A 12,445-nucleotide genomic window follows, 5' to 3' on the forward strand; every position below is an offset into this window, starting at 1 on the left:
TGTTGTGATTGTCGAGCGCAGCACCGCTGCGCCGGTCAGAGTCGCTCGAGCACACGCTCCAGGCTGTTCAGGAAGATCTCTGCATGCTCGCGCTGGAATACCAGCGGTGGGCGGATCTTGAGGGTATTGACGTGTGGGCCGGCAGCACCGATCAGTACATGCTCCTCTCTCAGTCCATTGACCACTTTTGCAGCGGTCGAGGCATCAGGCGTGCCATCTGGAGCAGTGAAGTCGACGCCCAGATACAGCCCCATGCCGCGCACATCACCGATGACCGGATGGCGTGCGGCCAGGTGTTTGAGCCCATCGAGCATGAACTTGCCGGACTCGTGGGCATTGGCAATGAGGTTTTCCCGCTCGATCACCTCCAGCACCGCCAAGCCAACAGCGGACGAAACCGGATTACCGGCAAAGGTGTTGAAATAGCCGGACTCGTTGGCGAAACGCTCAAGGATCTGTGGCTTGACCGTGATACCAGCGGTAGGGTGGCCATTACCCATCGGCTTGCCCAGGGTGACGATATCCGGGACCAGACCATGGCACTGGAAGCCCCACATATGACGTCCCGAACGCCCGTAGCCCGGCTGGACTTCATCGGCGATGTACAGGCCGCCGGCCTCTCGCACGGCCTCGACGGCTTCGCGCAAGAAACCGGATGGTTCGAAGAAAGCGCCATCGCTGGTGAAGAACGAGTCCAGCAGCAGTGCCGCCGGTTTGATACCGTGACTGCGCATATCAGCCAGCGCAGCACGCACATCGGCAGCGAAACGTCGGCCGACTTCATCGGGGTTTTCCGGGCTATGTATCGGCGCCGCAACCGTGCGCACACAAGGGCTCGCCGCGATCTGCGAGAACTGCGAAGAGGACAACTCGGCAATGCTGGCGGTAAGCCCGTGATAGGCGTAGCGGGTCACGATCACACCCGTACCGCCGGTATATCCACGGGCGATACGCACGGCCAGGTCGTTGGCCTCGCTGCCGGTGCAGGTGAACGTTGCCTGGCTCAACTCGGCGGGCATGGTGCTCAGCAGTTTCTCCGCGAAATCCAGGATGTTGTCGTCCAGGTAACGAGTGTGCGTATTGAGTAGGCGCGCCTGACGACACAGCGCCTCGACGACATGCGGATGGCAATGTCCGACCGAGGGCACGTTGTTATAGACGTCCAGGTAGCGCTGCCCATCGACATCGTGGACCCAGACACCTTCACCACGCACCAGGTGCAGCGGGTTCTGATAGAACAATTGATAGCCAGGGCCTAGCAAACGCCGCCGACGCTCGATCATCTCGCGGGTACGCGGCGAGAGTGAGTGACTGCTTTCCTGCGAAAAAGCGTTGGTTTTCAACATGGTGAACGGCCTCACTAGACGTGCAAAGAAGTACCGGAAGCGGCATCCAGGTATCAGATGCGTGATGGAGATAGTGCCGCTGGTTTCTTCTCGTGACTTGACCTTGGCAGATTCGTTATCTGCGCTGCGGTCAACTTTTCGACTTGGATCTTGTAATTGTCCTCTGCAGTCAGATTCCCCCCTCCCAGGGTCAAGCACACCCGCGACAGTCTCTCCATCCTGATGCTGACTTTCCTCAGAACACGCTGGAGCTGGCACATGAGCACTGCAAAAGAAGAAGAGATCGGCCTTCAGACCCTGCAAGATGTGGCGATTCGCATGCTCGCGCTTTGCTACCCACCCCATGTGCAAGGGCAAGTAACACTGCTGTGTCACTCCGAGAACGCTACGTATCGTATCGACACACCGAGCGGGCATCGTTATGCCCTGCGCGTGCACAAGCATGGCTATCACCAGCGGTCCGATATCGAGAGCGAACTGGACTGGCTAAGCGCTCTGCAGGCATCAGGCATTCGAGTTCCGCGGCCCATCATTGGCCTGGACGGGCACTATGTGCAGAGTGCTGAGATAGGAGTTGGCAAGGAACTCAATCTGGTGCTGTTCAACTGGGTCAACGGGGCCGAGCCCACTGCAGATGTCGACGTCAGTGCCTTCATGCGGCTGGGCGCCATTACCGCAAAGCTGCATCAGCACAGCCAGCAATGGCAGCGTCCTGCCGACTTTCGCCGGATTGTCTGGAATCACCAAAGCATGGTCGGCCCCGAGGGGCACTGGGGCAACTGGCGAGATGCGGTCAATCTGGACAGCAGCGCGTTTGGTTTGATCGAGGAGGTGTTACAGCGCGTGGAGAACGAGCTGGCGAGCTACGGTCAGGACGCCAAGCGTTACGGTTTGATTCATGCCGATCTGCGTTTGGCCAATCTGCTGGTCGATCATGAACACACGCACGTTATCGACTTCGATGACTGCGGTTTTGGCTGGTACATGCATGACCTGGCTTCAGCCCTGAGCTTCTACGAGCATCATGATCGACTGAATGACTGGATCGAACATTGGCTGGCCGGTTATGCAGCGGTTAATCGTTTGACGGCGTACGACATTGCCATGATCCCGACCTTCATCATCCAGCGGCGCATCCAGCTTCTGGCCTGGACCGGAACCCATGCTGACACCCAGCAAGTACGCAACCTGGGTGCGAACTGGGCTAAACAAAGCGTTGATCTATGCCGGCGATATTTGAACGATGGGCTCGCCCAGGTCGCACTACGATGATGCGTCATGAACGAAATGAGGACACGTTCAAGAAATAGCGCTTTGGCGGCGGCATCGGGTCCTGAGATGCCGACCGAATTACGCGTCAGACTTGCGCCACTGTTTCGGGCTCGCCCCGTGCCAACGCCGGAAAGCGCGCGAAAAAGCACTGGTTTCTGAATAACCAAGCAGAAGTGCGAGCTCGGAGATGGGTAAGCTCGTCCGGGTCAGGTAGTACTGGGCCAGTTCCTGGCGCACCTTTTCGACCAGAGCGGAGAAGGTCAATCCTTTCTCACCAAGCCGTCGTTGCAAGCTCCAGCTTGTAAGATTCAGCAGGTCCGCCACTTGCTCGAGACTGGGCTCACCCTCGGCCAGCTGAATTCGGATCTGCGCCTGCACATCGTTGATGATGCCATGCCCCCCCTGCTGTTCGCCCCACTGGCGCGCCAACAGTTCCATGCTTTCCATGACGATGGCCAGCAGGCGACCATCACGATCGGGCATGGCTTTCTCCAGCGCACTCTTCCTGAACATCAGCGAATTGCAAGGCTGGCCGAAGAAGACGGGAGCATCGAAGGCCTTACAGTGCTCGTGCCAGGCCTCCGGCTGAGGATGCTCGAAATGAACCTGCTCAGGGGCCCATTTCTGGCCGAGTGCGTGACGCATCAAGTTGGTGAACATGCCAATGGACAATTCAGCGTCCTGACGCTTGCGAAATATCGCACCGTACTGGACCTGGTAATCGAGCCGACACCATTCGCCCACCACCTCAAGCCGCAGCAGACTGCCTTGCTGATGGACAGGAAACACCTTCACCACGTTACGCAGTGCGTCTCCCAGGGTTTCCGAACAGATGCCGACATAGCCGAGCATACCCAGGCTGTCGGGCTTGAACTGATTACCGTAGCGCAAACCAAAATTGTCATCCTGGGTCTGGCGTGCGGCCTCTTCGAAAACAGCGCAATACTGCTTGAGATCAAGGCTCAACGTTGGATGCTGCAGATGCTCAGGGTCGAACCCCGCATGACCGAAGATTCGGTCTGCATCGCCACCTTTCTGCTGGATGAATTCAGCCAGGCCCGTCGCAGCCGAACTGAGGACTCCAATGGATTGAAGCTGATCGGCGAGTCGTCGCGTAGTGGCAAGTTGCATGGCAACCTCTCACATGAATGCTGATGAGACCGCTAGGTCGGTTTTGACAAGCACAACATCAAAGCAAAATTCATGCCGCTCTTAACACATCCTGTGGGGACATCTCACTCAGCTTATCAACATTCGATACAGACAGAATTATCAGCGACCACCGGTCTCTTTCTATCGGTTTTCCTCGAATCAGTGACAACTTCAAGGAGGCCAGGTGGAGCGGCCAACGCTGATACTTGAAAGCCAGTCGATGACTGAACTGCAAAACATAGACCCTGTTTTTTATTGGTTTTTGATCGCTGAGCACAAAAATGTGCCAAGCGGTCAAGCGTGTATCCACGGTTTGACTGACGATGCCAGTCAACCTAATTGGACAGGAGCTGTGCAGATGTTCTCGTCATTAAGTGGCAAGAGTGTCCTGATCACCGGTGCCAGCAGTGGCATAGGCCTTGGAATTGCCAGGCAGTTTGCTATTCAGGGCGCGCGCGTGTTGATCACCGCCCGCAACGCTGAAAAGGTCGAAGCCGTCGCAGCCGGTATGCGCGCTGATGGGCTGCACGTACAAGGGGTGGCCGCCGATGTGGCTGACTCCGCTTCCGTCAAGGCATTGATGCGTACTCTGGATGAGATGCACGGTGGGCTCGACGTGCTGTGCTGCAATGCTGGCATTTTCCCCAGTTCGACCCTGGAAAACCTGGGCGAAGCCGATTGGGATCGGGTGCTGGCAACCAATGCCAAGGGCACATTCCTGTGCGTGCAAGCCGCCCTTCCCCTCCTGCGACGAGCCGAATACGGTCGAGTGATCCTCACCTCATCGATCACGGGCCCCGTCACCGGTTCACCCGGTTGGGTTCATTACGGCGCGAGCAAGGCAGCGCAGTTGGGTTTCATGCGCACTGCGGCGATCGAATTGGCCAAGGACGGCATCACCGTCAATGCGGTACTCCCCGGCAACATCATCACCGAAGGCTTCCTGGATGTGGATGCCGAGTACCAGGCCGGCGTAGCCGCTTCGATTCCGGCCAAGCGCCTGGGTACTCCCGAAGACGTTGCCAGCGCTGTCATGTTCTTTGCCAGCCGCGAAGCCGGCTACATCACAGGGCAAAGCTTGATTATCGATGGTGGCCAGGTCCTGCCGGAATCACTTCAAGCTATCGAGTAAGTAACCGCCTGAATAAGGAAATGCCCGTGAACACCATAGTCACTGATGCTCCGCAGACGACACGACATCTGCCGACGTGCAAGGCCTGAAGAACTCCGTAAGTTTGTTCTTGAAGTCTCGCCAGTACGCTCAGTCTTGCCGCACGCCTGCGCATCTGAACTTATCACAACACCCTGATTCCAGAACCATCGTTTGGTCCAATGCAAATGACTGCCGCTGGTAATACGCTTTTCTACCCGGCGGCCAGAGGAACAAGCAAGAGCGCTGCCTGCGACCTCTTTGTGAATCGCATGCTGAAAGAAACATGCTCGGCTTGAGCACTCTCAAGCCTCATAGATACGAGGATTTACAATGAAAGCGCAAGTACTCAAATCCTTTGGCGGCCCGAACGCATTCGAACTGAGCGAAGTGGCCAAACCCGTACCGCAGGCAGGCCAAGTGCTGGTGCGGGTTCACGCAACCTCCATCAACCCGCTGGATTACCAGGTGCGTCGCGGCGACTACGTCGACTACGTGCCCCTTCCCGCCATTACCGGGCATGACGTATCCGGTGTCGTCGAAGCCGTCGGCCCGGGTGTGACGAGCTTCGTGCCAGGCGACGAAGTCTGGTACACCACGCAGATTTTCGAAGGTGACGGCAGTTATGCCGAGTACCACGTCGCGTCCGAAAGCATCATCGGCAAGAAGCCGGCATCGCTGAGCCACCTCGAGGCGGCAAGCCTGACGCTGGTCGGCGGAACGGTCTGGGAAGCGCTGGTCGGGCGCGTATCGCTCAGGGTCGGGGAAAGCATTCTGATCCACGGCGGCGCCGGTGGCGTCGGCCACGTGGCGATCCAGGTGGCCAAAGCCATTGGCGCCCGGGTGTTCACCACCGTGCGTGAAGCGAACTTCGAGTTCGCCCGGGGACTGGGTGCCGACGTGGTCATCGACTACGAACAAGAGGATTACGTTGACGCCATCCTGCGAGAAACCGATGGCCACGGCGTGGATGTGATCTTCGACACCATCGGCGGCGACACCCTGACCCGCAGCCCCGACGCGCTCGCCCAGCTCGGCCGCGTGGTTTCGATCGTGGACATCGCCAAGCCGCAGAACCTCATTCAGGCCTGGGGCAAGAACGCCAGCTACCACTTCGTCTTCACCCGCCAGAACCGCGGCAAGCTCGATGAACTGAAGGCATTGGTCGAGCGCGGCCAGTTGCGCCCCCATGTTGGCGCGGTCTACTCGCTCGCTGACATTGCAAGCGCGCATGCGCTGCTGGAGACCCCTAACAACGGTCTTCGCGGGAAAGTCGCGATTGCCGTCGAGCCCTCGCTCGCCCCATAAGCGTGCACTTTTAATCATTCAACTAAATATGAAGGAGTGCCCCCCATGATTTATGAAATCGCTCTGCTGCCCGTTCACATCGAACAAGTTGAACAGTTCAAACGTGCATTTGCCGAGGTTGCGCCTCTGCTTCGCCGCGCCAAGGGTTATGGCGGCCACATGCTCGCGCCCGGTATCGAAAGCCCCGAGCGCTTCAACCTGATCGTGCGCTGGGCGTCACTTGAGGACCATACGCCGGGTTTCGAAGCGAGTGACGACCACCAGGCTTTCATGCTGGCTCTGGAGAAATATTTTTCGGAAGAGCCGACGGTCTATCACATCGAGGCAGCAGCTTTCAGTGCGGGAGAGGATGAAGACCAGAACGGCATCTTTGGCGTGGCGGTACCTCAACCTTAAATCGCGCGCAAGCGCCTACAGACAGTGAGGTGAAGCAATGGCCAAGGCCGCTGATGTTGTTGTGCAATGCCTGGAAAACGAAGGTGTCGAGTACGTATTCGGCATTCCGGGAGAGGAAAACCTCGACCTGCTGGAGTCGCTGCGCAAATCGAAGATCAGGCTGGTACTGACCCGTCATGAGCAGTCCGCAGGTTTCATGGCCGCTACCTACGGCCGCCTGACCGGCAAGACCGGCGTCAGCCTGTCGACCCTCGGTCCTGGTGCCACCAACCTGGTGACCGCCGGTGCCTATGCCTATCTGGGCGGCATGCCGATGATGATGATCACCGGCCAGAAGCCGATCAAGAAGTCCAAGCAGGGCCGGTTCCAGATCATCGATGTATGCGGGATGATGGCTCCCATCACCAAATACACCCACCAGTTCGCCTCGGCCGACAACATTCCGGCTCGCATGCGTGAAGCTTTCCGCCTGGCTGAAGAAGAAAAGCCCGGTGCCGTGCACCTGGAACTGCCGGAAGACATCGCCGCCGAGCAGACCGAAAGCACGCCGATCCCACCGAGCCTGCACCGTCGTCCGCTGGCCGAGCACAAGGCGATTGAAGGTGCGGTCGAGAAACTGCAGAACGCCCGGACTCCGATTCTGGTGATTGGCGCTGGCGCCAACCGCAAGATGACCGCCAAGGTGCTCAAGCAACTGATCGACAAGACCGGCATACCCTTCGTCACCACCCAGATGGGCAAGGGCGTGGTAGATGAGCGTCATCCACGTTTCCTGGGCAACGCCGCGCTGTCCGCGGGCGATTTCGTGCACCGCGCCATCGAGGCCGCCGACCTGATCGTCAACATCGGCCACGACGTAATCGAAAAGCCACCGTTCTTCATGATGCGTGGCGGTACCGAAGTTATCCATATCAGCTTCCGTTCCGCCGAAGTCGATGCCGTGTACTTCCCACAGGTGGAAGTGATCGGCGATATCGCCAACGCCGTTTGGCAGATCGGCGAAGCCTTGCAGATTCAGGAACATTGGGACTTCAGCCGACTGATGACGATTCGCGAGGCCAATGAAGAGCAGATTGTCGAGGGAGCTGACGACAGCCGCTTCCCGATCTACCCGCAACGCTTCGTCGCCGACGTACGCCAGGCCCTGCCATCCGATGGCGTCGTCGCGCTGGATAACGGCATCTACAAGATCTGGTTCGCGCGCAACTACAAGGCGCACAAGCCGAATACCGTGCTGCTCGACAACGCTCTGGCCACCATGGGCGCTGGCTTGCCGTCGGCCATGGCGGCGCACCTGGTCTGTCCGGATCGCCCGGTCGTCGCGGTGTGTGGTGACGGCGGTTTCATGATGAACAGCCAGGAGTTGGAAACTGCGGTACGCCTGAAGATGAACCTGACGGTCATCATCCTGCGCGACGGCGGCTACGGCATGATTCGCTGGAAGCAGTCGAACATGGGCTTCACCGACTTTGGCCTGGACTACGGCAACCCGGACTTCGTCATGTATGCGCAAAGCTACGGCGCTCAGGGCCATCGCGTGGAAAACGCCGAGGGCTTCCTGCCACTGTTGCAGCGCTGCATCAGCGAGCCAGGCGTGCACGTGATCGATTGTCCGGTGGACTACTCGGAAAATGATTTCATTCTCAACAGTGAAATCAAGAGAAGAAGTGCTCTGGTCTGATCCGTCGCTAGCAACTTGTCTCAATGGCGGCACAGCGGTGTCGCCAGCCTTCCCGTATTGAAATCGGAGTTCATCATGCAACTCAAAGACTCTCAGCTGTTCCGCCAGCAGGCCTTCATCGATGGTACGTGGGTTGACGCGGACAGTGGTCAGACAATCAAGGTCGACAACCCGGCAACGAGCGAGATTCTGGGCAGCGTGCCGAAAATGGGCGCAGCCGAAACCCGCCGTGCCATAGAAGCTGCGGACAAGGCACTGCCAGCTTGGCGTGCGCTGACCGCCAAGGAGCGTGGGAACAAGTTGCGTCGCTGGTTCGAGCTGATGATCGAGAATCAGGACGACCTGGCGCGTCTTATGACTTTGGAGCAAGGCAAACCATTGGCCGAAGCCAAGGGTGAAATCGTGTACGCCGCTTCCTTTATCGAGTGGTTCGCCGAAGAAGCCAAGCGTATTTACGGTGACGTCATTCCAGGACACCAGCCGGACAAGCGCCTGATCGTGATGAAACAGCCGATTGGCGTCACCGCCGCCATCACGCCCTGGAACTTTCCGGCCGCGATGATCACCCGTAAAGCCGGCCCGGCCCTGGCCGCCGGTTGCACCATGGTACTCAAGCCTGCCTCGCAAACCCCATTCACCGCGTTCGCCTTGGCTGAACTGGCGCAGCGTGCCGGCATCCCGAATGGCGTATTCAACGTGGTATCTGGCAGCGCCGGCGACATCGGCAGCGAGCTGACCGGCAACCCGATCGTACGCAAACTGACCTTCACCGGCTCGACCGAAATCGGTCGTCAGCTGATGGCCGAATGCGCCAAGGACATCAAGAAGGTCTCGCTGGAACTGGGTGGTAACGCGCCGTTCATCGTGTTCGACGACGCAGATCTGGATAAGGCCGTCGAAGGCGCAATCATTTCCAAGTACCGCAACAACGGCCAGACCTGCGTCTGCGCCAACCGTCTGTACATCCAGGATTCGGTCTACGACGCATTCGCCGAGAAGCTGAAGGTGGCTGTGGCCAAATTGAAGGTCGGTAACGGTCTGGAAGATGACACCAACGCCGGCCCCCTGATCGACGAAAAAGCCGTGGCCAAGGTCAAGGAACATATTGCCGACGCAGTTGCCAAAGGCGCCACCCTGCTGTCCGGCGGCAAATCCATCGAAGGCAACTTCTTTGAGCCGACCATCCTGACCAACGTGCCAAACAATGCCGCCGTGGCCAAGGAAGAGACATTCGGCCCACTGGCTCCACTGTTTCGTTTCAAAGACGAAGCTGAAGTCATCGCCATGGCGAACGACACCGAGTTCGGTCTGGCCTCGTACTTCTTTGCGCGTGACCTGAGCCGTGTGTTCCGTGTGGCGGAAGCCCTGGAATACGGCATGGTTGGCGTCAACACCGGTCTTGTTTCCAATGAAGTCGCACCGTTCGGCGGCATGAAGGCCTCGGGCTTGGGCCGTGAAGGCTCCAAATACGGTATCGAGGATTACCTGGAGATCAAATACCTGTGTCTGAGCGTATGAGGTTCTCGGTGCAGTGAGCGCTGGTCACGCAAACTTACCAAGTTTCACAACGCCTGTGCCTGTCAGCGTTGGCCCCAGAAAACTCCTGAGCTGAAGCATGCAGATTGATAAGTGAATCCAGCGATTCTCAGAGGTCTGCATATTGTCTGGGGCAAACGCTTAAGAAACGGAAGTTGCAGCAGTCATAGGTCATGTTTCAGCACACCTCGCCGCCTGCTCAGGGACGCTCACCATGCTCGTGAACAAATTGTCCATTCAATGGAAAATTACACTTCTTGCGGGGCTCTGCCTGTTAGCGACCGTAGCGATCCTTATAGGTGTTTCGCTGCATCGCATGAGTGTCTCCACTGAACTGGTAAAAGCGACCAGTACGCAAATGCTGGCGACTTCCGCGCAAGAGCGCTTGGAAGGTGAAGGTAAGGCGCAAGCCTTGATGATTCAGCGTTACTTCCTGTCGTCCTATAAGGATGGGGCGAACCTGACTCGACAGGTAATTGCCACTCTCAAGCTAGCTCGGGAATTACAAATCGAGCCTGGCGTAGTGCGCCTTAACCTGAATCAGCAAGTAAAAGAAGCACTGCAGGCGAGCCCTCAGTTGCTGAGCATCTACATGATCGCCGAGCCGAACGCCATCGGTGAGGACACTCAGTTTCTGGGCCAATCCGATGCAGCCAGTAATGAAGTGGGGCGTTTCTCTGCCTATTGGGCCCAGCAAAACGGTCAGATCAGCGGTCTGGCGCCTTCCGAAGCAGTGATTAACGACACCACCCCCATGCTCGATGGCAGCCCTTACAACACCTGGTACCACTGCCCGCTGCAGAGCCGAGAACCCTGCCTGCTGGAACCCTACTTCGATGAAACATCGGGTCAGAAAGAACTGATCACGACGCTCGCCTTTCCGGTGATTGACGATGCGAAAGTGCTTGGCGTAGTGGGGATGGATATCCGCATCGGTACGCTTCAGGAGCTGGCTCTAAGTGGCAGCGCAGGGCTTTTCGAGGGACAAGGTGGGATCAGCATCGTCACGCCAGCAGGTTTGTTTGCAGGGCACAGCCGGGACATTGCTCGACTTGGCGATCAGTTGGCCCAGGTCTTCCCTGAAGCGGCGCCAGATATAAAGAGCCTGCTCAATCAGGGACGGATCACCAAACGTGATGCGGGAGGTAGCCTGCAGGTTCTGGCGCCCTTCGAACCCATACCGGGCTCTAAAGCGTGGGCAATCATTCTGGAAATGCCGACGAACGTTCTGCTGGCGCCGGCCAGGGCGCTGGAGTCTGAAATGGATGCGCGCAAGTCCGAAGGCGCTTGGCTGGAGTTAGTCATCGGCTTGGGTACAGCGATCCTGGGATTACTCCTGGTGTCACTGACGGCCCGAGGCGTGACTCGGCCAATTACAGGCGTTGCGAACATGCTCAAGGATATTGCTTCCGGAGAGGGTGATCTGACACGGCGCCTTGAATATGGTTATCAAGATGAACTTGGAGAGCTCGTTGGTTGGTTCAACCGATTTCTCGACAAGCTCCAGCCTATTTTCGCGGACGTTAAGAGCTCGGTGCTGGACGCACGTAGCACGGCGAATCAAGCGGCAGCCATCGCCAGTCAGACCAGTTCGGGTATGCATCAGCAATTCCATGAGGTCGAGCAGGTCGCGACGGCTTCGAACGAGATGAGTGCGACAGCACAGGACGTCGCTCGCAGTGCGGCCATGGCGGCCGAAGCCGCACGCAACGCCGATCAGGCGTCACGCGATGGGCTGGCTGTAATAGATGTCACGACTCAAGCGATTTCGCAGCTTTCAAGCGAGATGAGCGCGGCCATGGCTCAGGTCCGGACGCTAGCTAACAGCAGTGAGCGTATTGGCTCGGTGTTGGAGGTCATTCGAGCGGTTTCCGAACAGACGAATCTGTTGGCGCTGAACGCCGCAATTGAGGCTGCACGCGCCGGAGATGCTGGACGAGGTTTTGCCGTGGTGGCAGATGAGGTCCGCAATCTGGCCAGGCGCACCCAGGATTCGGTCGAAGAAATCCGAGAGGTGATCGAAGGGTTGCAGAAGAATACCCGCGAGGTCGTTGAGTCGATACATGACAGCCACACACATGCTCAAGGCAGTGTTGCGAAAGTGGAGCATGCTGTAGCTGCGCTCAAGAGTATTGGTGACGCTATCGCGGTAATCACCGATATGAATATGCAGATTGCCAGTGCAGCAGAAGAGCAGAGCGCCGTGGCTGAGGAAATCAATCGCAACGTGGCAGCCATACGGGACGTAACGGAGTCTCTTTCTGGCCAAGCGGATCAGTCGGCACAGGTCAGTCAGGACCTGAACCGTCTCGCCAATCACCAACAAAATCTAGTGGAGCATTTCAAGGTTTGATTGGCCAGCTACTCACTTTATAAAACTCAAGTGTCTTGCTACTGCCTTAGGCTTAGATATCTGTAGCCTTCATTCCATTCCAGGGCAGTGCCCTCGCGCTTGAACGCTACGAAAGTACGTCCTAGCTTGCTAAGCGGACACCTCTCTGACGGCAAGGATTCTCGCCGGGATCGGTGTCCGGGATCAGCAACCCCGTGCAGCCAAGCCGCAAGATTGGCCACTAGGGGATGAGCGAGGGCTCGACGGCAATT

Annotated in this window: 9 protein-coding genes and 1 pseudogene; 8 read left to right on the plus strand and 2 right to left on the minus strand. The window is 57.9% G+C overall.

Translation table 11 applies throughout. From position 1 onward, the window contains the following. Window positions 1-35 precede the first annotated feature (35 nt). Window positions 36-1,346 (minus strand): aspartate aminotransferase family protein, encoded by a 1,311-nt coding sequence (locus H3221_RS11665; protein ID WP_196476998.1) that lies wholly within the window; start codon window positions 1,344-1,346, stop codon window positions 36-38. Between the two features lie 258 nt (window positions 1,347-1,604). Between H3221_RS11665 and H3221_RS11670 the strand changes: the two genes are divergently transcribed. After that, window positions 1,605-2,618 carry a phosphotransferase enzyme family protein gene (locus H3221_RS11670; protein WP_196476999.1) on the plus strand — a complete coding sequence of 338 codons (1,014 nt, stop codon included), beginning with the start codon at window positions 1,605-1,607 and terminating at the stop codon, window positions 2,616-2,618. A gap of 78 nt (window positions 2,619-2,696) precedes the next feature. On the opposite strand, the gene qhpR is transcribed toward H3221_RS11670, so the two are convergent. Beyond that, entirely contained in the window at window positions 2,697-3,749 is a 1,053-nt protein-coding gene (gene qhpR / locus H3221_RS11675; protein WP_196477000.1) for an AraC-like transcriptional regulator QhpR, read from the minus strand. Between the two features lie 241 nt (window positions 3,750-3,990). Here qhpR and fabG point away from each other — a divergent pair, with 241 nt between their 5' ends. The 7 genes and pseudogenes from fabG (at window position 3,991) to H3221_RS25810 (ending at window position 12,194) form a co-directional block, all read left to right on the plus strand. After that, entirely contained in the window at window positions 3,991-4,902 is a 912-nt protein-coding gene (gene fabG, locus H3221_RS11680; RefSeq protein ID WP_224490559.1) for a 3-oxoacyl-ACP reductase FabG, read from the plus strand. Between the two features lie 351 nt (window positions 4,903-5,253). Then, entirely contained in the window at window positions 5,254-6,228 is a 975-nt protein-coding gene (locus H3221_RS11685) for a zinc-dependent alcohol dehydrogenase family protein (protein WP_224490561.1), read from the plus strand. A gap of 45 nt (window positions 6,229-6,273) precedes the next feature. Then, window positions 6,274-6,624, plus strand: a complete 351-nt coding sequence (locus H3221_RS11690; protein WP_196477206.1) for an antibiotic biosynthesis monooxygenase family protein — start codon at window positions 6,274-6,276, stop codon at window positions 6,622-6,624. Window positions 6,625-6,661: 37 nt separating this feature from the next. Then, window positions 6,662-8,305, plus strand: a complete 1,644-nt coding sequence (locus tag H3221_RS11695) for an acetolactate synthase large subunit (protein WP_196477207.1) — start codon at window positions 6,662-6,664, stop codon at window positions 8,303-8,305. A 75-nt stretch (window positions 8,306-8,380) separates the two neighbouring features. Continuing rightward, the gene (gene gabD, locus H3221_RS11700; protein WP_196477208.1) at window positions 8,381-9,823 is read left to right on the plus strand and encodes an NADP-dependent succinate-semialdehyde dehydrogenase; all 1,443 of its coding nucleotides are present in this window, start codon (window positions 8,381-8,383) and stop codon (window positions 9,821-9,823) included. A gap of 433 nt (window positions 9,824-10,256) precedes the next feature. Then, a pseudogene (locus H3221_RS25805) lies at window positions 10,257-11,288 on the plus strand (PDC sensor domain-containing protein); the annotation flags it as partial. 201 nt (window positions 11,289-11,489) lie between these two features. Further along, a complete protein-coding gene (locus H3221_RS25810) occupies window positions 11,490-12,194 on the plus strand; it encodes a methyl-accepting chemotaxis protein (RefSeq protein ID WP_397428026.1) in 705 nt (234 codons plus the stop codon). The last annotated feature ends 251 nt before the right edge of the window (window positions 12,195-12,445 follow it).

This window comes from Pseudomonas chaetocerotis (assembly GCF_015712105.2).
Lineage (GTDB): Bacteria > Pseudomonadota > Gammaproteobacteria > Pseudomonadales > Pseudomonadaceae > Aquipseudomonas > Aquipseudomonas chaetocerotis.